21 protein-coding genes are annotated in these 23276 nt (G+C 64.1%); 4 read left to right on the top strand and 17 right to left on the bottom strand.

The window, feature by feature from the left end; genetic code table 11:
* Positions 1-15: 15 nt before the first annotated feature.
* Complete coding sequence (gene crtB, locus C7455_RS06015) at positions 16-1041, bottom strand: 15-cis-phytoene synthase (RefSeq protein ID WP_109666525.1); 1026 nt, start codon at positions 1039-1041, stop codon at positions 16-18.
* On the bottom strand, positions 1038-2591 hold the full coding sequence (locus C7455_RS06020; protein WP_109666527.1) for a phytoene desaturase: 1554 nt from the start codon (positions 2589-2591) through the stop codon (positions 1038-1040). The genes crtB and C7455_RS06020 overlap by 4 nt, the downstream gene beginning before the upstream one ends.
* A 134-nt stretch (positions 2592-2725) precedes the next feature.
* Here C7455_RS06020 and crtA point away from each other — a divergent pair, with 134 nt between their 5' ends.
* From crtA to bchO, 4 genes are read left to right on the top strand one after another with little or no spacing between them, the layout of a single operon-like run.
* A complete protein-coding gene (gene crtA, locus C7455_RS06025) occupies positions 2726-3463 on the top strand; it encodes a spheroidene monooxygenase (protein WP_109666528.1) in 738 nt (245 codons plus the stop codon).
* Positions 3460-4479 (top strand): magnesium chelatase ATPase subunit I, encoded by a 1020-nt coding sequence (gene bchI / locus C7455_RS06030; protein WP_425450625.1) that lies wholly within the window; start codon positions 3460-3462, stop codon positions 4477-4479. The genes crtA and bchI overlap by 4 nt, the downstream gene beginning before the upstream one ends.
* Entirely contained in the window at positions 4476-6182 is a 1707-nt protein-coding gene (locus C7455_RS06035; RefSeq protein ID WP_109666530.1) for a magnesium chelatase subunit D, read from the top strand. The genes bchI and C7455_RS06035 overlap by 4 nt, the downstream gene beginning before the upstream one ends.
* Complete coding sequence (bchO, locus tag C7455_RS06040) at positions 6179-7036, top strand: alpha/beta fold hydrolase BchO (protein ID WP_109666531.1); 858 nt, start codon at positions 6179-6181, stop codon at positions 7034-7036. The genes C7455_RS06035 and bchO overlap by 4 nt, the downstream gene beginning before the upstream one ends.
* A gap of 59 nt (positions 7037-7095) precedes the next feature.
* On the opposite strand, the gene C7455_RS06045 is transcribed toward bchO, so the two are convergent.
* The 15 genes from C7455_RS06045 to bchF all read right to left on the bottom strand — a co-directional run bounded on the left by C7455_RS06045 (position 7096) and on the right by bchF (position 23115).
* Positions 7096-7482 (bottom strand): c-type cytochrome, encoded by a 387-nt coding sequence (locus C7455_RS06045; RefSeq protein WP_245904242.1) that lies wholly within the window; start codon positions 7480-7482, stop codon positions 7096-7098.
* A gap of 130 nt (positions 7483-7612) precedes the next feature.
* Positions 7613-8824, bottom strand: a complete 1212-nt coding sequence (gene hemA / locus C7455_RS06050; protein WP_109666534.1) for a 5-aminolevulinate synthase — start codon at positions 8822-8824, stop codon at positions 7613-7615.
* The gene (gene puhE / locus C7455_RS06055) at positions 8821-9633 is read right to left on the bottom strand and encodes a putative photosynthetic complex assembly protein PuhE (RefSeq protein WP_109666536.1); all 813 of its coding nucleotides are present in this window, start codon (positions 9631-9633) and stop codon (positions 8821-8823) included. Before puhE ends, hemA begins: the two co-directional genes overlap by 4 nt.
* Positions 9633-10748 (bottom strand): magnesium-protoporphyrin IX monomethyl ester (oxidative) cyclase, encoded by a 1116-nt coding sequence (acsF, locus tag C7455_RS06060; RefSeq protein WP_109666537.1) that lies wholly within the window; start codon positions 10746-10748, stop codon positions 9633-9635. Before acsF ends, puhE begins: the two co-directional genes overlap by 1 nt.
* On the bottom strand, positions 10745-11083 hold the full coding sequence (locus C7455_RS06065; RefSeq protein WP_109666539.1) for a hypothetical protein: 339 nt from the start codon (positions 11081-11083) through the stop codon (positions 10745-10747). The genes acsF and C7455_RS06065 overlap by 4 nt, the downstream gene beginning before the upstream one ends.
* 3 nt (positions 11084-11086) lie before the next feature.
* On the bottom strand, positions 11087-11587 hold the full coding sequence (gene puhC, locus C7455_RS06070) for a photosynthetic complex assembly protein PuhC (protein ID WP_109666541.1): 501 nt from the start codon (positions 11585-11587) through the stop codon (positions 11087-11089).
* 5 nt (positions 11588-11592) lie between these two features.
* The gene (puhB, locus tag C7455_RS06075) at positions 11593-12240 is read right to left on the bottom strand and encodes a photosynthetic complex putative assembly protein PuhB (RefSeq protein WP_109666542.1); all 648 of its coding nucleotides are present in this window, start codon (positions 12238-12240) and stop codon (positions 11593-11595) included.
* 68 nt (positions 12241-12308) lie between these two features.
* Entirely contained in the window at positions 12309-13088 is a 780-nt protein-coding gene (gene puhA / locus C7455_RS06080; RefSeq protein ID WP_109666544.1) for a photosynthetic reaction center subunit H, read from the bottom strand.
* A 28-nt stretch (positions 13089-13116) separates the two neighbouring features.
* Positions 13117-14547, bottom strand: a complete 1431-nt coding sequence (locus C7455_RS06085) for a PucC family protein (protein ID WP_109666546.1) — start codon at positions 14545-14547, stop codon at positions 13117-13119.
* Complete coding sequence (gene bchM, locus C7455_RS06090) at positions 14544-15236, bottom strand: magnesium protoporphyrin IX methyltransferase (protein ID WP_109666547.1); 693 nt, start codon at positions 15234-15236, stop codon at positions 14544-14546. The genes C7455_RS06085 and bchM overlap by 4 nt, the downstream gene beginning before the upstream one ends.
* On the bottom strand, positions 15236-16156 hold the full coding sequence (gene bchL, locus C7455_RS06095) for a ferredoxin:protochlorophyllide reductase (ATP-dependent) iron-sulfur ATP-binding protein (RefSeq protein WP_109666549.1): 921 nt from the start codon (positions 16154-16156) through the stop codon (positions 15236-15238). Before bchL ends, bchM begins: the two co-directional genes overlap by 1 nt.
* A gap of 54 nt (positions 16157-16210) precedes the next feature.
* Positions 16211-19774: a magnesium chelatase subunit H gene (locus tag C7455_RS06100; protein WP_109666551.1), complete on the bottom strand. Its 3564-nt coding sequence runs from the start codon at positions 19772-19774 to the stop codon at positions 16211-16213.
* Positions 19764-21341 (bottom strand): ferredoxin:protochlorophyllide reductase (ATP-dependent) subunit B, encoded by a 1578-nt coding sequence (gene bchB / locus C7455_RS06105; RefSeq protein ID WP_109666552.1) that lies wholly within the window; start codon positions 21339-21341, stop codon positions 19764-19766. The genes C7455_RS06100 and bchB overlap by 11 nt, the downstream gene beginning before the upstream one ends.
* Positions 21338-22621: a ferredoxin:protochlorophyllide reductase (ATP-dependent) subunit N gene (locus C7455_RS06110; RefSeq protein WP_109666554.1), complete on the bottom strand. Its 1284-nt coding sequence runs from the start codon at positions 22619-22621 to the stop codon at positions 21338-21340. The genes bchB and C7455_RS06110 overlap by 4 nt, the downstream gene beginning before the upstream one ends.
* A complete protein-coding gene (bchF, locus tag C7455_RS06115; RefSeq protein ID WP_109666556.1) occupies positions 22618-23115 on the bottom strand; it encodes a 2-vinyl bacteriochlorophyllide hydratase in 498 nt (165 codons plus the stop codon). Before bchF ends, C7455_RS06110 begins: the two co-directional genes overlap by 4 nt.
* Positions 23116-23276: the final 161 nt, after the last annotated feature.

The following is a 23276-nucleotide window of genomic DNA, read 5'->3' on the forward strand; positions in this document are numbered from 1 at the left end:
AGGAGAGATAGGGCCTCAGGCGGTCCGCGCCAAGCCATCTTGTGCGCGATCGCGCGCTTCCAGCTGCGAAAGGACGGAGATTACGTTTTCGCCCCAGCCGGTTTTGGCGGTATCGGGATGGGACGCGGCCTCCACCAGAAACGCGACCTCGGGCAGCGGCTTGGCGTAGAGCACCGGGTTGGTCGGAAAAACCGTGACCATGCCCGCCCGCACGACCGACAAACCCAAAAGCCCCAGCTTGTGGGCGCGCGTGGTGTAGGCCCGGCAGGTGACACTGTCATGGCCGCCCCGCGCCAACTTGCGACCGATGGCGTCATAGCAGTGGCGCGCGGCAAAGATGCCGGGACGGGACGACAGCGGCAGCGCCTTTATCCCGGCCTCGGAGCGGTGATAGAGGCGATCGGCCTCGGCCAGCAGACGGCGCACGATCCGGCGGATCTCGGGCGTCGGTTTTGGTTCGGCCAGAAATGCGTCGATATCGATCCCGGCCTCGCTCAACCAATCGGTCGGCAGATACAGGCGGCCGGCGCGCGCATCCTCGCCCACGTCGCGGGCGATGTTGGTCAACTGCATTGCCACGCCCAGATCGCAGGCGCGGGCCAGCGCGCGGGGGTCGCGCACCCGCATCAGCACGCACATCATCGCCCCCACGGCCGAGGCGACACGCGCCGAATAGCTGCGCAGGTCGGACAGGGTCGCGTAACGCCGTTCCATCCCGTCCCAGGCCAGGCCTTCCAGCAGTGCCTCTGGCAATTCGCGAGGCATGTCGAAAGCCTCGATCAGACCCGCAAAGGCACGATCGGCGGGCGCGTTGCGCGGACGGCCCGCATAGGCAAGGTCGAGCCGGTCGCGCAGCGCCAGCACGGCGGCGGGCTTGTTCGAACCGAAGTCGACCTCGTCATCGGCCACGCGACAGAACGCATAAAGCGCCAACGCCGGATCGCGCACATTGGCGGGCAGGAGTTTGGAGGCCGCGTGAAAGGAATAGGACCCTTCGCGGATCGCGTTGCGGCACCATTCCAGATCGTCGGCCCGCATCATTCCGCCGCCACTTTCGTCTCGAGCGGCACATAGGGGCGCGGCGCGTCCGGCACCAGCTGGGTCAAAACCTCCGAGGATGTGACCACAGACGGGATGCCCGCACCGGGATGCGTGCCTGCGCCCACAAGGAACAGGTTGCCGAACTCCTCGGAAATGTTGTGCGGGCGGAACCATGCGGATTGGAAGATGCGCGGCTCAAGGCTGAAGCCCGCGCCATGAGGGCTGAGGTAGCGGCTGACGAATGTATCGGGCGTCAGGATGTGGCTGGCCGAAAGGTGATCCTCGAAACCGGGGATCAGGTTGTCGTTCAGCACACCCGCAAGGTTCTTGCGATAAGTTTCCTCCATCTCCGCCCAATCGACAGAGTTGGCGCCATGCAGATTGGGCACGGGACTCAGCGCATAGAAGGTATCGTCGCCCTTGGGCGCCACGCTCGGATCCGTGACCGAGGGGCGATGCAGATAGACCGACATGTCCTGCGCCAGATGCCGCTTCATGAAGATGTCTTTGAGCAAACCCCGGTAACGCGGCCCGTTCAGGATCGTGTGGTGGCCCACGTCGGCCCATTTTCCCGCCGTGCCCTTGGTGCCGAAATACCAGACGAACAGGCCCATGGACCAACGCGAGCGGTTCAAGCGCGCGGGCGTCCAGCGTTTCTTGACCTGCTTGCGCAGAAGGCGATCATAAGTCGTGCCTGGATCGGCGTTGGACACCACGATGTCGGCGGCCAACCGCTCACCATCGGTCGTGACGACGCCATCGGCGCAACCAGCCGTCACGGTGATCTCGTCCACCTCGACGCCGCGACGCACGGTGCCGCCTTGATCTTCGATCACGCGGGCCATGGCATCGGCCATTTCCTGAACACCACCCATCGCGTAATGCACCCCGAATTCTTTTTCGAGGTGGCTGACGAGAATATACATCGAGGTCACATGCGTCGGGTCACCGCCGATGAAGAGCGGATGAAACGACAGCGCCATGCGCAGGCGCGGGTCACTCACGCGGGATGCCGCATGGGCGTAGACGGAGCGGTCGGCACGCAGCTTCACGAAGCCCGGAAGTTCGCGGATCAGGTCCATCAGCTTGTTCATCGGGCGACGGCCCAACCCTTCAAAGCCGAACTGATACCGCGCCTCGCTGTCCTTGAGGAACCGTTTGTAGCCGGGCACATCCCGGGGCGACAGGCGGCGCACCTCGTCGATCATCGCGCCTTCATCTTGCCGGACGGTAAAGACCGAGCCATCACGCCAACGGATCTCGTAATAAGGGTCGACGGGGCGCAGGTCGACATCCTTGCGGAAATCCCGCCCACATTCGCGCCAAAGCTGTTCGAACACCTGCGGCACAGTCACGATGGTTGGCCCAAGATCGAAGCGATGCCCGTTTTGGGTGATCGAAGATCCGCGCCCGCCCACCTGATCCAGCCGGTCCAGAAGCGTGACACGGTAACCTTTTGCGCCCAACCTCATGGCGGCCGACAACCCGCCAAGCCCCGCCCCGATGACGATCGCACTGGAGGAGCCTGTGGTGTCTGGTCGTGCGGTCATGCGGCGCCTCAAACTGTCTAGTCAGATTTACATTATGGCACAGTCTGACGGTTTGCCAAGACAATCCTATGCCGCATTGCCTTTTGCATCTGCGGGCAATATGTCAGAATAAGTTGACACATGGAGAACCGGCCATGCAATCCGTCACACTCAGCCTGTTTCGCTTCGGGCCATTGCGTGCGCGCCTGTGGGCGCTGTCGCAGATGGCAACGGCACGATTCGCCCTGCGCGCCATACCCGATATCGGCACGGTAAAGCTGTGCGGATCGGGCGTGGGTGAAGGCTTCACCCCGGTTCCGGACACCTCCGTCTATGCGATTCTCGCAACTTGGCCCGACCACAACGCGGGCCGCCGCGCGATGTTCGGCACCCGCGTGTTCCGGCGCTATGCCGAGATGGCCGACGAAACACTGACCATCTTCCTTACGCCCGCCTCGGCGCGCGGCCGGTGGGATGGGCAGACACCCTTCACGCCGCAGGACATCACGCTGGATGGCCCTGTCGCCGCTCTGACGCGCGCCACTGTCAGACTGCGCAGCGCGGGCCGGTTCTGGAAGCAGGAACCGGCGATCTCGCGCGCCATCGGAAAAGACCCGAACGTGCTGTTCAAGGTCGGAATCGGCGAGCTGCCCCTCGTGCGTCAGGCAACGTTCTCGATCTGGCCAGACACACAGACCATGGCCGCCTTTGCCCGCGCCGATGGCCCCCATGCCGATGCCATCCGCGAGGTGCGCGAGGGCAAACTCTTCCGCGAGGATCTTTACGCCCGGTTCCGCGTCGACGCCGTCGAAGGCACTTGGGGCGGGGTCATGCCGGACTTGACCCGGCGGCCGACCTCCATGACCAATCAGATGAAAGTTGCCGCCGAATGAAGGACTTTGCCGCCATGGGCCCGTTTCCCTTTTCCGCCATCGTCGGGCAGGAGGATATGAAGCAGGCCATGATCCTGACCGCCATCGACCCCGGCATCGGTGGCGTTCTGGTGTTCGGCGACCGGGGCACCGGCAAATCCACCGCCGTGCGCGGTTTGGCGGCCCTGCTGCCCCCGATCGCGGCCGTGGCGGGTTGCCCGGTGAACTCAGAGCATGAAGGGCAGATCCCCGATTGGGCCAAGGTGACGGATCGTGAGGTGGTGCAGAAACCGACGCCTGTGATCGACCTGCCGCTGGGCGCGACCGAAGATCGGGTGGTCGGCGCGCTCGACATCGAAAAGGCTCTGACGCTGGGCGAAAAGGCCTTTGAACCGGGTCTGCTGGCGCGGGCCAATCGGGGATATCTTTATATCGACGAGGTCAATCTGCTGGAGGATCATCTGGTCGACCTGTTGCTCGATGTCGCCCAATCGGGTCTGAACGTCGTGGAACGCGAGGGGCTGTCGATCCGCCACGCGGCGCGCTTCGTGCTGGTCGGTTCGGGCAACCCGGAAGAGGGCGAATTGCGCCCGCAGCTTCTGGACCGGTTCGGTCTGTCGGTCGAAGTCACCTCGCCCAAGGACATCGACACACGGATCGAAGTGATCCGCCGCCGCGACGCATATGACCGCGACCCTACCAGCTTTTTGACCAATTGGCGCGGCACCGATATGGATCTGCGCGCACAGATCGTGATGGCGCGGGGCGCACTTGGCCAAGTCGAGGCGGGCGAGGACCGGCTGCGCGATTGTGCGGAATTGTGCGTCGCGCTGGGGTCTGACGGGTTGCGGGGCGAACTGACCCTGCTGCGGGCCGCCCGTGCGCTGGCGGCCTTCGACAGCGACACCAGCGTCACCCGCGACCACCTGCGCCGCGTGGCCCCATCGGCCTTGCGTCACCGGTTGCGCCGCGATCCGCTGGACGAGGCCGGATCGACCACCCGTGTCGAACGCGTGGTGGAGGAGGTTCTGGGGTGAGCGCGGGCGAAGAGCGCTGGCAACGGGTCAACCTTGCGCTGGCTTGCTTCGTGCTCGACCCCGCCGCGATGGGCGGGATCTGGCTGCGCGCACGGGTCGGGCCTGTGCGCGACCGGGTTCAAGATGCACTCTATGCGGCCTTGCAGGGTCACACGCTGCGCCGATTGCATCCCGGTATCGGTGATGACGCGCTGTTCGGCGGCGTCGATCTGTCGGCGACCTTGGCAGAAGGTCGCGTCGTGCGCACCAAGGGTCTGTTGGGCCAACCCGCCGTTCTGATGATGCCGATGGCCGAGCGGGTGAAGGCGGGCCTTGCCGCGCGGCTGGCCGCGGCACTCGATGCGCAAAAGGGCCTGTCGCTTGTCGCGCTCGACGAGGGGGCGGAGCCTGACGAAACGCTGGCTTCGGCACTGGCCGATCGCTTGGCGATTCATATCGATCTGGCGGAACAGGGTCTGACGGACTCTCCGGATCTGGCGCTGGACCTCGAGGCATTGGCGGAGGCGCGGGCCCTCCTGCCGCGCGTGACCATGCCCGACAGCGCCATCGCCGAACTGGCTGAGGTGGCGACACGGCTGGGGATCGGATCGCTGCGCGCACCGCTGCAGGCGCTAGCCGTCGCGCGCGCCAGCGCGGCCCTGTCAGGCGAGGACAGGGTCGAGAGTGCCGATCTGATGATTGCCGTCGAACTTGTGCTGGCTCCACGTGCCACGCAGATCCCCGAAGCGCAGCAAGACAGCGCCCCCGAAGACGAGGCGGAACCGGACAAGCCCGACGACCCGGAAGACAATCCCGACCAGACCGACGATGAGGACCGGATCGACCTACCCCCGGCCGAGATGTTGTTGGAAGCCGCGAGGGCGATGCTGCCCCCCGACCTTCTCGCGCGCCTCGCCGCAGGACGGGCCGTGCGCGCCAGCCAGTCGGCCAGCGGCACCGGGGCTGCAAAGAAGGGCAACCATCGGGGCCGCCCTCTGCCCTCGCGCGCGGGCCGCCCCGGTGGCGATGCGCGGGTCGATCTGGTGGCGACCCTGCGCGCGGCGGCACCGTGGCAACCGATGCGGCGCAAACTTGCCGATCAGCATGACCGGCTGCACATCCGCATGTCCGACATCCGCCTGCGCCAGTTCGAGGAAACTTCGGACCGCGCGATCATCTTCGTCGTCGACGCCTCGGGCTCCGCCGCGCTGGCGCGTCTGGGCGAGGCTAAGGGCGCGATCGAGCTGCTGCTGGGTCAGGCCTATGCGCGGCGCGATCATGTGGCGCTGGTGGCCTTTCGCGGCGAGGGGGCCGAGGTTCTGTTGCCACCCACGCGGTCGCTGGTTCAGACCAAGCGGCGGCTGTCGCAATTGCCCGGCGGCGGGGGGACGCCGCTGGCCGCAGGGCTCAGGGCCGCGCTGGAGCTTGCGCTGCTGGCGCAGGGCAAGGGCATGACGCCGTCAGTGGCGCTTTTGACCGACGGACGGGCGAATGTCGATCTTTCGGGGGCCGCAAACCGGGCACAGGCCGCCGATGACGCGACCGCCATGGCCCAAGCGATCCGGGCGCGGGGCTGGCCGGGCATCGTGATCGACACAGGCGTTCGGCCCACAGCGAGCCTTGGCGCGCTGGCCCGTGACATGGGCGTACCCTACCTGCCACTGCCGCGCGCCGATGCGCGTGCCCTGTCTGCGGCGATCGACGCGTCGCTGACCCCGGCATGAAGGGCGATCTGCCCCCCGACGACTGGCCGGGCCGGTCCGTCAGCCGCATCGTGCCGTCCAAGCCGCACCGCTGGCATGTGCAGGTGACGGGCAAAGGTCCAGACGCTCTGCTGCTGCACGGGGCCGGTGCGTCAAGCCATTCCTGGGCGGCGCTGATCGGCCATCTGAACACATCGCACCGCGTCATCGCGCTGGACCTGCCCGGCCATGGCTGGACCCGCAGCCCGAGGGGCCGGGCGCGGCTGGGGGATGTTGCGGCGGATATCGCCAATCTCTGCGCGCAGGAAGGGTGGGCGCCGGATCTTGTCATCGGCCATTCTGCTGGCGGCGCAGTTTGTCTCGAACTGGCGCGTCAGGGTCGACTTCATCCCCGCCATCTGGTCATTGTGAACGGCGCATTGGAGAATTTTCGCGGTGCGGCCGGTTGGCTGTTTCCGGTCATGGCAAAGATGCTGGCGTTGAACCCGCTTACCGGCCTCCTCATCTCGCAAGGGACGCGGTCGACGCAGCAGGTCCGGTCCATCCTGTCCTCTGCCGGGACCGAACTGGATGAGATCGGGCTGTCGCATTACGCCCGGCTGATCCAGCGTCGCGCGCATGTCGACGGTACGCTTGCGATGATGGCGCAATGGTCGCTCGAGGATCTGAACCGCGCTTTGCCGCAGATCATCACGCCCGCCTTGTTCATCCATGGCGAAAAGGACGGCGCGGTCGCTGTCCGGGTCGCTGAAACGGCGGCGGCGACAATGCCCAACGCGAAACTGGTCGTCCTGCCCGGCATCGGCCATCTTTCCCATGAGGAAGCCCCGGCACGCGTCGCCGGGGAAATCGACCGCTTCGTCACCGGGTCATGAAAAAGGGCGCCCGTTGGGGCGCCCTGTTCTGTCTTGCCGTCAGGTGAACCTTGTCCGGTTCACTCCGCTGCGAGCGACGCGAGATAGGCGTAGAGGTTGATCGCCTCTTCCTCAGACCGGACGCGGAAGGCCATCGACCCGCGCGCGCTGCTGTTTCCGGACGCTTCGCGAATGTAGCTGGTCGGGTCCTGGACATAGGCCACGAAGTTTTCCTCGGTCCAGATCGTCCCGGCCTCGTTCAGCGCGGTCAGGCCCGGCGAATAGCGGAAATCCTCGACATGGGCGATGACTGCGCCCGCGACGCCATAGAGGTTCGGGCCGGTGCGCGAGTTGCGGCCAGCCAGCGTGTCGCCGGCTTCGTTCACGACAACGTGGCACGCCACGCACTGACGAAAGGCGGTTTCGCCCGCTGCGGCGTCACCGGTTGCGTCCTGAGCGAATGCCATCGGAGCACAGAGGAGCGTTGCCGCCGCAGCAAGCACGTATTTGCGACTCATGGGGTAGTCTCCCTTCAGAATGGTCCCGCCGCACATAACTATGTCATTTGCGGCGGGGTCCAGTGCTTTTTTGAAGCAGTCACGCGACGGCGTGGGCAATCGCGCATTGCTTCCAAAGGGTCTTGAGCGCCAGAACGAGGTATTCGATGTCCTCGTCCGTGTGCAGCGGGCCGGGCGTGAAGCGTAGCCGCTCGGTGCCCTTGGGCACGGTGGGATAGTTGATCGGCTGCACATAGATGCCGAACTGGTCCATCAGGATATCGGACAGCATCTTGCACTTGACCGGGTCCTTCACCATCACCGGGATGATGTGGGACGGGTTGCGTTCATGGGGGATACCCTCGGCATCCAGTCGGGCGCGCAACCGGGCGACCTGACGCTGCTGCATCTCGCGCTCGTAGCTGCTGTCTTTGAGGTGACGGATCGAGGCGGTGGCGGCGGCAGCCACGGCGGGCGGCAGGGCGGTTGTGAAGATGAACCCGCTGGCAAAGCTGCGGATGAAATCGACCAGCGCGTTGCTGCCGGTGATGTAGCCGCCGACGACGCCGTAAGCCTTGCCCAGCGTACCCTCGATCAGGGTGATGCGGTCCATCAGACCCTCACGCTCGGCCACGCCACCACCACGGGGGCCATACATGCCGACGGCATGCACTTCGTCGATATAGGTCATGGCATTGTGCTTTTCGGCGACCTCGACGATTTCCTTGATCGGCGCGATATCGCCATCCATCGAATAGACGGATTCAAAGGCCACGATCTTGGTCGCATTGGCCGGCAGGGCGGCCAGCTTGCGATCCAGATCCTCTGGGTTGTTGTGTTTCCAGATCGCTTTTTGGCAGCGCGCATGGCGGATGCCCTCGATCATCGAGGCGTGGTTCAACTCGTCCGACACGATCACCGCATTGGGCAGACGCGCGCCCAGCGTCGACAGCGCGGCCCAGTTGGACACATAGCCGGACGTGAACAGGAGCGCCGATTCCTTTTGGTGCAGGTCGGCCAGTTCGGCCTCGAGCTGCTTGTGATGCCACGCGTTGCCCGAGATGTTCCGCGTGCCGCCTGCCCCGGTGCCACATTCCTGCACCGTGTCGATCATCGCTTGCATGACCTTGGGGTTGTTCCCCATGCCCAGATAGTCGTTCGAGCACCAGACGGTGACTTCTTCCTGGCCATGCGAATGGTTCTTCACGCGGGGGAAATTCCCGCACTGGCGCTGAAGTTCGGCAAAGACGCGGTAATTGCCCTCCTGCTTGAGTTGATCGAGCTGGGATTGGAACAGCTTGTCAAAGTTCATCGGGCATCCTCGCTTGTCTTCATGGCTTGGTTGGGCGCGGCACGCTCGGGAAGCATCCAGCGCCAGAGTTTGGCATCGGGCAGCGGCAGCACCATGAACCAGTGCTCCAGCAGGGCGAGCGCGGCGAGCGCGCTCAAGAGGGCGAAACCGATCACATCGGCCTGCGCGTCAGTGAACCAGACGCGTTCGAGGAAACAGGCCACCGCAAAGCTGAGGCCGGTGACCGAGATCGGGAAAAGCCAGTTCATCCGCGCAATGCGGAAATGGCTGGGCAGGTGGTTCAGGTGTTCGGGGATAAACTCGACATTGATCTGCCGCACCCCAAGATAAAGGTTCAGCTTGGCCGAGACCCGCGCCGCGAACAGCAGCGCAAAGGTCCACATGCCGAACTTGTTGTCCGCTCCATAGCTTGCGACGATCATGCCCAGTAGCGTGAAGGCCAAAAGCATCTCGTGATAGGCGATGGTGCCCCATGCGCGGATGAAGCGTTCCCATTCCGGCACGCCGTCCTTGAGCGGCTGGCGCACCGGGCCGGTGATGATTCCGGTCAGGAACGCCAGTTCGATCCAGCCCCACAGCGCCAGCGCCGACAGGAAGGCGACATAGACGCCCATGACAGATGCGTTGCCCAGCGTGTCGAGAAAGCCGAAGCCCCCCAGGATCAGGAAAGGCAGGTTCCAAAGCACGGCCCAAAGCCGCGCCTTGGCCCCTTCGTGATCGACACGCCGCACGGTCATCAGGATCGCCCCGGTGGAGAACCACCAGAGAAACAGGGCCACAAGGGCGGCGATCCAGGGCGAGGTGAGCATCAGTAGGCCGGCTCCAGCCGGGTAGAGACGGGAACCTGATGCTTGACCGCCGGGATGGTGAACAGGCCGATGAAAGCCGCCGCCGCCCGAACCGTCGCGCCCATGCGTTTGAAGACCTTGCCGGTCTGCTTGGCATCGGCCAGATCGACATTGGCGCGTTGCAGCGCCTCAAGCCCCTTCTGCCAGCGCGGATGGTCGATATCGAGCGTGATCGGGAACACCTGCCTGGAAATTTCCGAGGTCTTGGTGAAGACCTCATGGGCATACCAATCGGGGTCAACGCCCAGCGCCGCGTGGAAGGCTGGCCGCTGGTGGTCGCGCACATACATCGTGGAATAGACCGCCGTCAGGAAGAACTTGATCCACAGCTTGTTCGCAAAGCTCTGGGTCAATTTCGGGTCGGTCTTCATCAGCAGGGCGAATGCCTCGCCATGGCTGAACTCGTCGTTGCACCATTCCCGGAACCACTTGAAGATCGGGTGGAACCGCAGTTCGGGGTTCGCCTCGAGGTGGCGGTAGATCGTGATGTAGCGGGCGTAGCCGATCTTTTCCGACAGGTAGGTGGCGTAGTAGATGAACTTGGGCCGGAAGTAGGTGTATTTCTTCTTCTGCGTCAGAAAGCCGAGGTTCACCGCGATGCCCGCCTCGCGCAGCGCGTCGTTGATGAAGCCCGCATGCCGCGCCTCGTCGCGCGCCATCAGCTGGAACAGCGTCACGATATCCTCGTTGTTGCCGCGCCGCTTCATCTCCTTGTAGAGAACGCAGCCCGAAAACTCGGCAGTGCACGACGACACCAGAAAGTCGATGAATTCCCGCTTCAGCTTGGGCTCCATCCCGTCCCAGTCGACGTGATCCCAGTCCTCGTTCTTCTTGAAATGGCCCTTGTTGGGGTCGCTTTTCATCTGGGCAATCAGCTTGTCCCAGTCCTCGCGGACGGAGGAGACATCGATGCGGTCCATCTCGTCAAAATCGGTGGTGTAGAACCGCGGCGTCAGCAGCGTGTTCTGCATGGCCAGCGCAGTCGCGCCCTCGCTGTCAACCACGCCTTGATGGTTGTCGGCGGCCAGCGCCTCTTCGACAGTGGCGGCGTCGGCGGAATGGGTCATGTCCTTCATGCCGGGACTCCTTCCTTGTGGGCCGCGCGGGGCGCTGCGTGGGGCATGATCTCTTCGCTGAAAGAGAATTCGCAAAGTTCCATGAACTCGAAATCGCCAGTCATGCGGGTCCAGAGTTGTTCGAGCTTGCTGGCGCGGGTGATGCGGGCGATGCGCTCTTCGCGCACGATCTCGCCATAGGGCGCCATCACCGGCGGGCCTTGGACCTGAACCTCGTCACCGGGGTTGATGACGGCGCCGTTCAGGAATTTCACATGCGCGTGCAGACTGTCGAAGCAGTGGCTGACCTCCACTTCGCAGGGTGCGGTTTCAAAATCTTTCGTGAGCCATCCCATGGGTCATTCCTCCAGAAGGCGGGCAAAAACCGCCTCGTTGCTTGCCCCGAACCCGAACAATTCTGCCCGGAAGTCGGTCAGGTCATCGCGAAGCCCGATGCGTCCGTCTGAAAAACGCACCAACCGGATAGGCTCCGACGCATGGCGGCCGACGGCCCCCCGTTCCCGCTCCAGCACGCGGTAGATCCCGGCGACAAAGCCGCCTTCGGTAGGTCCAAGATTGGCTATCACCGTTCCGTCCACGTCAAGCACGCGGGCCGATCCGTCCATCTGGCCGAAGATGCGGATGGTGCGTTCTTGCACCACCGGCACCACGGCCTCGGACGGCGGCATCGCCTCGAGCGGCCGGTCGGTCAGCCGGGCATAGGCCACGATGATGAGAACCGAGACGCAGAGCACGAACATCGCGCGGACAAGGATGGTGGGCACCATTTCCTTGTCGCGTTCGACCAGCTTCTGTTCGGCCTTGGTGTAGCTGCGGTTGTAGCTAGTGGGCATGGGCATGGCGCTTACTCCGCTGCGACGGCACGGGCGGCCGGGATACGTTCGATGACGGGCTCTGACACGGCGGTTTCCGCCGCTTCGGACAAGATCGCGGCGACGCGTCCGGCATCGGGGATGCAGCGCAGCGCGGGCTGTGTCTGCTTCATGTGCCACGGGCGGACATGCGGCCAGGTCATGATATAGGACAGGCGCGCGCCGTCATCTTCCATCAGGTCCAGCGCGATGCTGCCATGACCATCAGGGCGCAGGCCCAGCGAAGCATTGGCGATCTTGCGGAACGGCAGGTTGAGCGTCATCGTCAGGGCTGCGCCGATGCGCATGGCGACCCGCTTGTTGGTGATCGTGTAGACGGTCGATTTTGCCTGCATGATTGCCACGATCAGCAACAAAGCGCAGACGATCAGACCCAGCACAAGAAAGAACGAGGCCGCGGTTGCGCTTTCCGTCCAGCTTTCGGTGGCCGCGCCACCGATGGTGCGCCAGGCGAACAGGAAGGTGAAATAGCCGGCCACCCACCAAAGACTGAGACTTTCCTTGAGCAATGGCCACCACGCGGGTTGCCCCTGCCACAGGATTTTCTCGCCTGCAGGCAAGGCTTCGGGCAGGCCCCAGACGGGTTCACTGGCGAAATCGTCATGGTGTTTGTTGGACATCGGTCGTTTCTCCTTCCTCGGTAGTTAGGACCGGCACGCGGGGTCTGGCCGCGCGCCGGGTCTTTGGGTCACAGCAGCGGGTCGATACGGTCCTGCGAGGCGTAGAGAATGCCACCGCCATAATAGGCCGAGATCTTTTCCTCCTCGAGCAGCGTGATCTGCGTGGTCGACTTCGTCACCGGAACGGCGGCGAAATGTTTGCCGTAGATCGCGTTGATCTTCACCTTGCCGCCCCAGATGCGGCAGAACTGCATTGGCACCAGCCGCTTGCCGCCACCATGATCCGCATCAAGCTCGATCTCGAGGTAGCGGACCAGTTGCTCGGGGGCGTCGACCCACATGTCGCTGACGGTGCCGACAACTGCGCCGTCACCGGCAACGGCCGGCAGACCACGGGGATCACGGCCGGCAGAGACACGGAAGCTTTCGGTCTGGCCCATCGGGACAATCTTGGCATGGCCATGACCATCAAGCTCGGGCACGTCGCGGCGCGGCGTCCAAGATCCGGGACCGACACCGGTCAGCATCGGATCGCCGATGGGGTCCATCGGAAAGCCATTGCCCGGTCCGCTGCGTTCCAGCGCCAGTTCGGTGCGGCGATGCGCGGCCTCGTTCTCGGCCGAGGGCACGGTCACTTCGCCACGGCCATGCATCAGCTTGAAAGTCTTGGGATTGGGAACCGGGAACGGGCCCTGGTTGGGGGCGGCGGTGCCATCCTCGTTCTCCAGAGGATAGCCTTCGCGCATGTTTTCGGTCTGCAGGTAGTAGATCAGCAGCGCGAAAAAGATCCAGAACATCCAGATCGACAGGCTGGCAAGATCGAAGTTGCCGAAGAATGCATTTACCATGGGTAGGGTCCTCTCGGGGTTCGGCGGTTCAGGTGGGAAGGTCGGCGAGCCCGAACTTCCCGGCCCCCCCGTTCCTCAAGCTCGTCGCCGTGCGCACGAGCGGCCCGAGGGCAACAAGCGTGACGAACAGCAGCAGAATTTCGATGTGGTAGACGACGGAATAGCCCGTCGCGGGGTTGGCCAGCGCCTCGCCCAAAGTGCCTTGCATGGCAGCGGCATTGGTCAGGTCGCGCAATCCGCCGCCGATGGCGATTGACACGCCCGCAGCGGTGGCCTGTGCAGCCCCCCAAGCGCCCAGTGCCAGACCGCGACCAGCCTTGCCCGAGGGCATGGTCATCGCAGCCGTCAACGTGGCGACCGAGAAGAGGCCGCCACCGAAGCCGATCAGGGCAGCACCGGCAAAGAACAGTTCGGGCGACGCCATGGGATTGGAAAAGATCACGGCGGAAAAGGCCGCGACACCCGCAAGGATACCGCGCGCGCACATGCGGTAGGGGTTGATGCCTGTGGCCAGCCATTTCGCGGCCAGCGCAAAGCCCACCAGCGCGCCCAGCGCCCAGGTCGCCGTCAGCGTCGTGGTGGCCGACACGCTCAGGCCCAAGATCTCGCCGCCATAGGGTTCCAGCAGCACGTCTTGCATGTTGAAGGCCATGGTGCCCAGAAACACGACGACCAGAAGCCGCCCGGCCGTGCCGCCCGAGGCGTAATCGGCCCAGGCGTCGCGGAAGCTGGGCGTTACCTCCTCACGTTCGGCGCGCGACATCGGACGCACGCGTTCCTGTTTCCACAGCGCGATGACGTTCAGCACGATGGTGACGACGGCGGTGGCCTGCACCACCTGAATGAGCTCGATCGCGGTGAATTCCCGCAAGAACCAGCCGATCACGAGGGCAGACACGCCCATACCGATCAGGAACATGACATAAAGCAGCGCCACGACGCGCGGCCGAGTCTCATCCGTCGCGCGGTCTGCGGCCAGCGCCAGACCGGCGGTCTGGGTCATGTGCATGCCAAGGCCGGTCATCAAAAAGGCGATGCCGGCCAGCGCCTCACCCGCAAAGGGGATGTCATAGCGCACCTGCGTCACATCCCCGCCCAGAACCAGAAGGGCGGCGGGCATGATGGCAAGGCCGCCGAACTGCCACAGAGTGCCGAACCAGAGGTAGGGAATGCGTTTCCACCCGATGGCGGATTTGTAGGTGTCGGATTTGTAGCCCAAAAGCGCGCGGAAGGGCGCGATCAGAACCGGCAGTGCCACCATGGAGGCCACGAGAAAGGCCGGCACCTGAAGCTCGACGATCATCACGCGGTTGAGCGTGCCCAGAAGCATCACGGCAGCCATGCCCACCGACACCTGGAACAACGACAGCCGCAAGAGCTGGCTCAACGGGAAGTCATCCGAAGCGGCATCGGCGAAAGGCAGATAATTGATCGAGATGCGCTTCAGCAGGTTTCTCATGCCCGATACTCCAGGCAGGTCGAGATGTAGAAGCCGCGGCTGACACGCGCGACCTCACGGATCGACCCTGTCGCGCCGTGGCGGGTCGCCTCATGCGACAGACGGCGGGGGTTGTGCGGGATCATCGTGGGCGAGCGGTCAGCGCGCGGGAAAAGCTTGCCGACCGTCCAGAACGCCAAGAGGAACGCCGTGCGCGGGGCGACTGTGAAGACGATGCTGCCCCGCACGCGCGGGCACAGATGGGCCAGCGCGCGGCCCAGATCGGGGGCCTCGTAATAGATCATAGAATCCATTGCCATGACGTGATCGAAACTGCCCAGATCCGACGACAGCATGTCGCCGGAGGTAAAGGTGACGCGACCCGCCAGATCCACCGGCAGGCGTTTGGCCGCGATCTCGACCAGCGCGGGCGAGATGTCTATGGCGACCACCTCCGCCCCTCGACGGGCCAGTTCCTCGGTCATCGCACCGGTCCCGCAACCGGCGTCTAGCACGCGCTTGCCAGTCAGATCCGCAGGCAGTTGTCCCAGCATGGTCGCGCGCATCGTGTCACGGCCTTCGCGCACGGTCTGGCGGATGCCCGAGACCGGCGCGTCAGAGGTCAAGCGCTCCCACGTCGTGGTGGCGGTCCGGTCGAAGTATTCCTCCACCCGGTCGCGCGTCGCGCCATATGTCGGCGTTGCGACCATCAATCGAACCCCAGCAATTCGAATATGTGGCGATCTTCCAGCGGCGCGGGGGCCAGCGCATCCGTGCCATTGGCCAGCAGGTTGGCCAGCCGGATATATTCGGCGCGGCACTGCACGATATCCTCGTCATCGGGCATCTCGAACAGGGTCTTTTTCTTGAGGCGCGACCGGCGGATGGCATCGACATCGGGCATGTGGCCGATGCGCTTGAAGCCCACCGTGTCGCAGTAGCGGTCCACCTCGTCGGTGCTTTTCGAGCGGTTGGCGATGCAACCCGCCAGCCGCACGTTGTAATTCTTGGACTTGGCCTGCACCGCCGCGATGATGCGGTTCATCGCGTAGATGCTGTCGAAATCATTGGCGGTGACGATCACGGCGCGGTCGGCATGTTGAAGCGGCGCGGCAAAGCCACCGCAGACCACATCGCCCAGCACGTCGAAGATCACCACATCGGTGTCTTCCAGCAGGTGATGCTGTTTCAGCAGCTTGACCGTCTGACCCACGACATACCCGCCGCAGCCGGTGCCTGCGGGCGGGCCGCCGGCCTCGATGCACATGACGCCGTTGTATCCGATGGTCACGAAATCCTCGGGGCGCAGTTCCTCGGCGTGGAAATCGACGTCCTTGAGGATGTCGATGACGGTGGGCTGCAAGTGACCCGTAAGGGTGAAGGTGCTGTCATGCTTGGGGTCGCAGCCGATCTGCAACACCTTCTTGCCCAGCTTGGAAAACGCGGCAGAGAGGTTGGAGGAGGTCGTGGATTTCCCGATCCCGCCCTTGCCGTAGACGGCAAAGACCTGCGCCCCCTCGATCTTCATGTCGGGGTCAAGGTGCACCTGCAGCGATCCTTCGCCGTCCGCGCCCTTCAACACCGGGGGCGCGCCAAGGTCGCGTGCGGCCAGACCTGCAGCCTCGCGCATGTTGGCGCGGGCTGCGGGGGGTGATCTTTCGTCCAGCATCGGTTCGGTCCTTCCCTATTCGGCCGCCACGTTGAGACCCTCGAGCGTATCTTCGAGCTCGTCCGCGCCAGCCTGAAGCGCGGCCAAAGTGGCCTCATCGGGTTGCCAGTAATTCCGTTCGAACGCCTCGATCAGGCGGTTGGCCATGCGGGCCGAGGCCTGCGGGTTCAGCGCGGCCAGACGGCGGCGCATGTCTTCGTCAAGCACGAAGGTCTCGGACAGGCGCTGATAGACCCAAGGATCGACTTGGCCCGTGGTGGCCGACCAGCCCATCGTGTTGGTCACCTGCGCCTCGATCTGGCGCACGCCTTCGTGGCCGTGCTTGAGCAGGCCCTCAAACCATTTGGGGTTCAAGCTGCGCGAGCGGGTTTCCAGCGCAACCTGTTCCTTGAGCGTGCGCACCTTGCCCTCGCCGCGGGTCTGGTCGCCGATGAACACCGGCGCCTCGATCCCGCCCTTGGCACGCTTCACTGCGCGGGAAATCCCGCCCAGCGTGTCGAAATAATGGTCGACTGTGGTCACACCCAATTCGACTGATTCAAGGTTCTGGTAGGCGATATCGACGTCCTTGAGCGTGGCCTGCAGCAGGCCCGCGTTCTTGTGCGCCTTGCCATCCATGCCATAGGCAAAGGACTTGCGCGCCTGATAGGCGTCCGCCAGTTCGTCCTCTTCGCCCCAAGCCCCTGAATCAACCAGCTGGTTGACGTTGGAGCCATAGGCACCCTCGGCGTTCGAGAACACGCGAAGCGCGGCCTCTTCCATGCTGACGCCCATCGAGGCGGCATAGTCCAGCGCATGGGCGCGGACGAAGTTCATCTCGACCGGCTCATCGGCAGTGGCGGCTTTCCAAGCGGCCTCGGCCAGCATCCGGGTCTGCAGCGGCAGAAGATCGCGGAAGATGCCCGAGAGGGTCATGACGACGTCGATGCGCGGTCGGCCCAGGTCCACCAGCGGGATCAGGTCGGCGCCACACAAACGCCCGTAGCCATCAAAGCGCGGCTTGGCGCCCATCAGGGCAAGGGCCTGCGAAATCGGCCCGCCATCGGACTTGATGTTGTCGGACCCCCACAAAACCAGCGCCACCGAGTGCGGCATGGTGCCTGCCGCCTCGATCAGCCGCTGCGCCTGCCTTGCGCCATCTTGCAGCGCAAAGGCGGTCGGCATCCGGAACGGGTCGAAGGCGTGGATGTTGCGCCCAGTCGGCAGAACCTCGGGCGACCGGATCAGGTCGCCACCCGGGACGGGTTCGATGAACCGGCCCGACAGCGCGCGCATCAGGCCGGTCAGTTCGGTTTCCTGCCGCAGCAGATGTTCGATGCGCGCCCGCGTCTCGGGATCGGTATGCGCCATGACGCGCAGGTGTTCTTGCAACTCAGCCTCGGCCATCGGGCGACCGACGACATGCAGACCATCGGGGATCAATGCGTTTTCGGTTTCCAGCAGCGTCAGCCAAAGCTTGTCGGGGTTCCGCTCGGTCAGATCGACCGCCTCGGCCTGCGTGGCGATCAGCGCGGCCAGATCGGCGCGCTCATGCGCATCGGGGGCCAGCGCGCGCCACCGCGTCAGGCTGTCCTTCAGTTCCGACAGACCCTTGTAAAGACCAGCAGATGCCAGCGGCGGCGTCAGATGCGTGATCGTGACGGCATTGGACCGACGCTTGGCCAGCGTCGCTTCGGACGGGTTGTTGGACGCATAAAGATAGACGTTCGGCACTTCGCCGATCAGGCGGTCGGGCCAGTCGCGCGCGCCAAGGCCCGCCTGCTTGCCAGGCATGAATTCCAGCGCGCCGTGCATTCCGAAATGCAGCAGCACATCGGCCCGATAGGTGTTGCGAAGCCAGAGGTAGAACTGCGTGAAGGCATGCGTCGGTGCGAACCCGCGCTCGAACAACAGGCGCATCGGGTCGCCTTCATAACCGAAGGTTGGCTGGACGCCTACGAAGACATTGCCGAAATGCTGGCCAAGGATGAACACGCCACGCCCGTCGGACTGGATCTTTCCGGGTGCGGGGCCCCAGACCGCCTCAATCACCTTCAAAGGAGGGGTGTTGCGCACGATGGTGTCGGCATCGACATGGGCGGCGACATTCGCCTCCTGCCCGTATTGCTTGGCATTGCCGCGCAGGACCGCGTGCCGCAGGTCGTCGACATTTGCCGGAACCTCGACCTCGTAGCCGTCGACCTTCATCCGGGTCAGCGTGTTGAACAGGCTTTCGAACACGCTCAGATAGGCAGCGGTGCCGACTGCACCGGCATTCGGCGGGAAACCGAACAGGACGATCCCCACCTTCTTGTCGGCATTCGCCTTGCGCCGCAGGACGGCCAGGCGGCGCGTCTTTTCGATAAGGCTGTCAATGCGTTCCATGCAGGGTGCCATGGCCTTGGTGTCGGACGCACGGAGGCAGTTGTGCGAACAGCCATCGCAGCCATCGGCACCGTGGCGGCCACCGAACACCGTGGGGTTGGTCGCGCCGTCGATCTCGGGCAGGGCGACGAGCATCGTGGTCTCGACCGGGCCAAGCCCCCCTGCGCAAGACGCCCATTGCCCCAGCGTCTGAAATTCCAGCGCGTGCGCCGCGATGTAGGGAACGTCGAGGTCCTTCAGAACCGCGACAGCGGCGGCGCTGTCATTGTAGGCCGGACCACCGATCAGGCTGAAACCGGTCAGCGACACGAGGGCATCGACACGACCCTCGGTGAAATAGGCGGCAATCGCCGGGCGACTGTCGAGACCACCCGCAAAAGCCGGAATGACGGCAAGGCCCGCCGCCTGCATGCGGCGGATGACGCCATCGTAATGCGCGGTGTCGGACGCCAGCACATAGCTGCGCATCATCAGCAGGCCGACAGTTGCGACCGGGTTTTCCGGCTGCGGCAGGTCTGCGGCGCTTGTGGTGATGCGATGGCCCGGCAGGTCGGGGTGATAGAGACCCACCTCGGGATAATCGATTGGCGCAGCCGCCTGAGCCCCCTTGAAGGCGCGGTCGCTGGCATAGCTGCCCACCAGAAAGCGCACCATCTGTTCGACATTGTCGTCCGACCCGCCCAGCCAGTATTGCATGGTCAGGAACCAGGCGCGCAGGTCCTGCGCCTTGCCGGGGATGAATTTCAGGATCTTGGGCAGGCGGCGCAGCAGCTTCATCTGCTTCTCGCCGGAATTCGAGGATGGTTCCTTGGTACCACGCAGCTTTTTCAAAAGCTTCATCGCGCCGGTTGCGGGTTTCATCATGTCCAGATCGCCCATCCGGGTCAGCTGAACGACTTCCTTGGCGGAAATCACACCGATCATCGCGTCGCAGGTGGCGCGCCGGGCCTGCAGGTCGGGCAGGATGGCGGTGATATGTTCCTCGATGAAGAGAAGATTGGCGACGATGATGTCGCCATGGCGCACGGCGATCCGCGCTTCCTCCAGCGCTGCGGGGTTTTCGGCCCATTCGGCTGCGGCATGCACGCTGACATTCAGACCCGGAAACTCGCCAGCCAGCCGTTCGCTCACACGCGCCGCCGGGCCAGCCGCGTGACTGTCCAGCGTGACGATCACGACCCGGTAGCCGGGGATATGATCGCCGTCACCGCGCATAATGGGCTTTCGCCTCATAAAGCGTGTCGACGCTGATTTCGGTTACGCCACGCTCTGCCGCGAATTTCTCGGTGTTGCGCCGCGCCTTGCCGCGCACGAAGAAGGGGATCTTTTTCAGCTCCTTCTCGGCATCGGCGAGCCAGACCATGACATCGGTCCCGGTCAGCGTCGCAGCCTGTTCGTGCTTCTCTGTTTCAGAAATATCCCGGCGGGGCTGCGCAGCAGCGGGGGGCTGGCCCCCCTCCGCAGGTTTCGGCGAATGCCCACCATGATGGCTGGCACCGGCCTCGTCGTGGAACTCGAAATCCTCGCGGAACATCGACAACAGATGCTCCTCCAACCCCATCACCAGCGGGTGGATCCAGGTGTCGAAGATCACGTTCGCGCCTTCCCAGCCCATCTGCGGGGAATAGCGCGCGGGGAAATCCTGCACATGGACAGGCGCCGAGATGACGGCGCAGGGAATGCCCAGGCGCTTGCCGATGTGGCGCTCCATCTGGGTGCCGAGGATCATCTCGGGCGACGCATCCTCGATGGCCTTCTCGACCTCGAGGTAATCATCGGTGATCAGCGCCTCGAGGCCGAAATCCTTGGCGAGCTGACGCACGGCCCGGGCGAATTCGCGGTTGTAGCAGCCAAGGCCGACCACCTCGAAGCCCATCTCGTCCCGCGCGATGCGGGCAGCGGTCATCACGTGGGTGGCATCGCCGAAAACGAAGACCCGCTTGCCGGTAAGGTAGGTGCTGTCGACCGACTTCGACCACCACGGCTGGCGCAGGCGCGAGATGTCTTTTTTCGGCTCTACACCGCAGATCCGGGCCACTTCCGCCACGAAATCATGGGTCGCACCGACGCCGATGGGGACCGTTTTCGTGTAGGGAATGCCCAACACCCGCTCCATGTGGCGGGCGGCGGTTTCCGCATGTTCGGGATACATCAAGATATTGATGTGGGCCGCGCCCAGCCGGGTCAGATCGGCGGGCGTGGCATCGAAGGGGGCCACGACATTGATGCCGATCCCCATTTCGTAGAGCAGGCCCTTTACCTCTTCGAGGTCGTCGCGGTGCCGAAAGCCCAGCGCAAGCGGACCGATCAGGTTGGCGGTGATGTGAGGCGTCTTTTCCACCGGACCGGCCAGCGCCTTGACCAGTTGATAGAACGTCTCGTCTGTGCCGAAATTCTCTTTGCGCTGATAGGACGGCAGTTCCAGCGCGATGACCGGCACGGGAATGTCCATCGTCTCGGCCAGACCGCCCGGATCATCCTGGATCAGTTCGGCGGTGCAGGACGCGCCGACGATCAGCGCCTGCGGCTTGAACCGGTCATAGGCATCCTGGCAGGTCTTCTTGAACAGGCCGGCGGTATCCTCGCCCAGATCACGACCCTCGAAGGTCGTGTAGCTGACCGGCGGGCGGTGGCCGCGACGTTCGATCATCGTGAACAAAAGATCGGCGTAGGTATCGCCCTGGGGCGCGTGCAGGACGTAGTGCAGACCCTTCATCGCGGTGGCGACGCGCATGGCGCCGACATGCGGCGGGCCTTCGTATGTCCAGACAGTCAGTTTCATGCGCGTTCCTCCAGTTTCAGGAGGGCGCGGCGGCGAAGGGGGCGGCTGAACAGGCCCGCCAGATCACCGGCCTGATCGTAGAAATGCACGGGCGTGAAGACCAGTTCGATCGCCCATTTGGTCGTCAACCCCTCGGCCTCCAGCGGGTTGGCAAGGCCAAGGCCACAGACGGTCAGATCGGGGCGGGCGGCGCGGACGCGATCAAGCTGCTTGTCGACGTCCTGCCCCTCGGAGATCGTGGGACCCGCCGGGATCAGGTCAAGATCCGGGCCGACAAGACCCTTGTGGATATAGGGTTGGCCGATCTCGATCGCCTCCATCCCGCATTCGCGGGTCAGGAAACGGGCAAGCGGAATTTCAAGTTGGCTGTCGGGCATGAAGAAAATTGTCTTCCCGCGCAGATGTTCAGACGCATTGGCGATGGCCGTGCGGGCGCGGGCGCGGGGCGCGGCGGTGACAGCCTCGAAGGTGGCGTCATCAACGCCGAATTCCTTGGCGATAGCGCGCAGCCAAAGCGTTGTGCCTTCCTCACCAAAGGGGAAAGGCGCGGAAATCATCCGTGCGCCGCGCCGTTCCAGCGCGGCCGCCGTATCACCCAGAAAGGGTTGCAGACAGGCGAAGACGGTGTTGGGGCCGACGCCGGGCGCATCCGACGACCGGGGCGCGGGCAGAACGCGGATCGGACCGATCCCCATTTTCTTGAGCAGGCCAACGGCCTGATCTTCGACAACATCCGGCAGCGCACCCACAAGCAAAAGCTCGCGGGCCTCCGTCCCGGGGAGGACCGGGACCATGGAGGCGAGGCAGGCGTCTTCACCTTGGGTGAAGGTCGTCTCGATGCCGCTGCCGGAATAGTTGAGCACGCGCACATGGGGCGCGTGGATCTGTGTCAGTCGCTGGGCCGCTCGGGCAAGGTCCAGCTTGATCACCTCGGACGGGCAGGAGCCGACGAGGAATAGTTGCTTGATATCGGGGCGACGCGACAGCAGGCGGCCGACCTCACGGTCGAGCTCGTCATTGGCATCTGCCAGACCAGCCAGATCGGTTTCTTCCAGAATGGCGGTGCCAAAGCGGGGTTCGGCAAAGATCATCACGCCGGCCGCCGATTGCAGGAGGTGCGCACAGGTGCGCGAGCCGACCACCAGAAAGAACGCATCTTGCATCTTGCGGTGCAGCCAGATGATCCCGGTCAGGCCGCAAAACACCTCGCGCTGGCCGCGTTCCTTGAGGATGGGCGTGTCGCGGCAGCTGGTGGCGGGGATATGGACGGGGGTGTTCATGCGCGGGCTCCTTGCGGCCGGGAGCCTTCGAGCCGCGCCATGCGCAGTTTCCAGATGAACTGCGCGGCATTGATGACGTAGGCGGCATAGGCGGCAAGCGCGATCCACATCTGGTCGGCGTGGGACCATCCCGAAAGCAGCGCCCAGACATAGGTCAGGTGCAATGCGATCACGAGGAAGCTGAACACATCCTCCCAAAAGAAGGCGTGGGCGAACAGGTACTGACCGAACACGACCTTTTCCCAGATCGCGCCGGTGACCATGATTGTCAGCAGGATGGCAGTCTTGACCACGATGGAGATCGTCGCAGCGTCATAACCCGCGCCGGTGATCATGAAGCGGGTCACCAGCCCCAAAGACACGAGGAACACAAGGAACTGCACCGGGGCCAGCACGCCCTGCACAGTTGTCCATATCGTGGCATCGCGCCGGGCGCGTTCCTCGGGCGTGTAAAGCTGCCGTGACGGTGCGGATGTCAGGGTCTCGCTGGGCATACGGTGTTCGATTCCTTGGACGATGACCAAAAACTAGCCCCCGCACAGGTAGAGTGTCAATTAAAACTTACACCTTGAACCGCCGTTCAGATGGTGCCCCGGGCGGAGGCGGGTAATGTCGTTCCTGCAGTTTTTCTTAGGTAAATTGGAAAACTCCGAGA

Origin of the sequence: Roseicyclus mahoneyensis (genome assembly GCF_003148775.1) — a bacterium.
Lineage (GTDB): Bacteria > Pseudomonadota > Alphaproteobacteria > Rhodobacterales > Rhodobacteraceae > Roseicyclus > Roseicyclus mahoneyensis.

Bases quoted from the DNA above. Each gene is read 5' to 3' on its own strand.
- hemA (WP_109666534.1), bottom strand. From the start codon at position 8,824: ATGAACTTTGACAAGCTGTTCCAATCCCAGCTCGATCAACTCAAGCAG.
- bchI (WP_425450625.1), top strand. From the start codon at position 3,460: ATGAAGGACTTTGCCGCCATGGGCCCGTTTCCCTTTTCCGCCATCGTC.
- C7455_RS06065 (WP_109666539.1), bottom strand. From the start codon at position 11,083: ATGGGATGGCTCACGAAAGATTTTGAAACCGCACCCTGCGAAGTGGAG.
- bchB (WP_109666552.1), bottom strand. From the start codon at position 21,341: ATGAAACTGACTGTCTGGACATACGAAGGCCCGCCGCATGTCGGCGCC.
- puhE (WP_109666536.1), bottom strand. From the start codon at position 9,633: ATGCTCACCTCGCCCTGGATCGCCGCCCTTGTGGCCCTGTTTCTCTGG.
- crtA (WP_109666528.1), top strand. From the start codon at position 2,726: ATGCAATCCGTCACACTCAGCCTGTTTCGCTTCGGGCCATTGCGTGCG.
- C7455_RS06110 (WP_109666554.1), bottom strand. From the start codon at position 22,621: ATGAACACCCCCGTCCATATCCCCGCCACCAGCTGCCGCGACACGCCC.
- bchL (WP_109666549.1), bottom strand. From the start codon at position 16,156: ATGCGCGAGGCTGCAGGTCTGGCCGCACGCGACCTTGGCGCGCCCCCG.
- bchF (WP_109666556.1), bottom strand. From the start codon at position 23,115: ATGCCCAGCGAGACCCTGACATCCGCACCGTCACGGCAGCTTTACACG.
- C7455_RS06100 (WP_109666551.1), bottom strand. From the start codon at position 19,774: ATGCGCGGTGACGGCGATCATATCCCCGGCTACCGGGTCGTGATCGTC.
- acsF (WP_109666537.1), bottom strand. From the start codon at position 10,748: ATGAAGGACATGACCCATTCCGCCGACGCCGCCACTGTCGAAGAGGCG.
- puhC (WP_109666541.1), bottom strand. From the start codon at position 11,587: ATGCCCATGCCCACTAGCTACAACCGCAGCTACACCAAGGCCGAACAG.
- puhB (WP_109666542.1), bottom strand. From the start codon at position 12,240: ATGTCCAACAAACACCATGACGATTTCGCCAGTGAACCCGTCTGGGGC.
- C7455_RS06085 (WP_109666546.1), bottom strand. From the start codon at position 14,547: ATGAGAAACCTGCTGAAGCGCATCTCGATCAATTATCTGCCTTTCGCC.
- C7455_RS06045 (WP_245904242.1), bottom strand. From the start codon at position 7,482: ATGGCATTCGCTCAGGACGCAACCGGTGACGCCGCAGCGGGCGAAACC.
- C7455_RS06020 (WP_109666527.1), bottom strand. From the start codon at position 2,591: ATGACCGCACGACCAGACACCACAGGCTCCTCCAGTGCGATCGTCATC.
- bchM (WP_109666547.1), bottom strand. From the start codon at position 15,236: ATGGTCGCAACGCCGACATATGGCGCGACGCGCGACCGGGTGGAGGAA.
- crtB (WP_109666525.1), bottom strand. From the start codon at position 1,041: ATGATGCGGGCCGACGATCTGGAATGGTGCCGCAACGCGATCCGCGAA.
- puhA (WP_109666544.1), bottom strand. From the start codon at position 13,088: ATGGTAAATGCATTCTTCGGCAACTTCGATCTTGCCAGCCTGTCGATC.
- bchO (WP_109666531.1), top strand. From the start codon at position 6,179: ATGAAGGGCGATCTGCCCCCCGACGACTGGCCGGGCCGGTCCGTCAGC.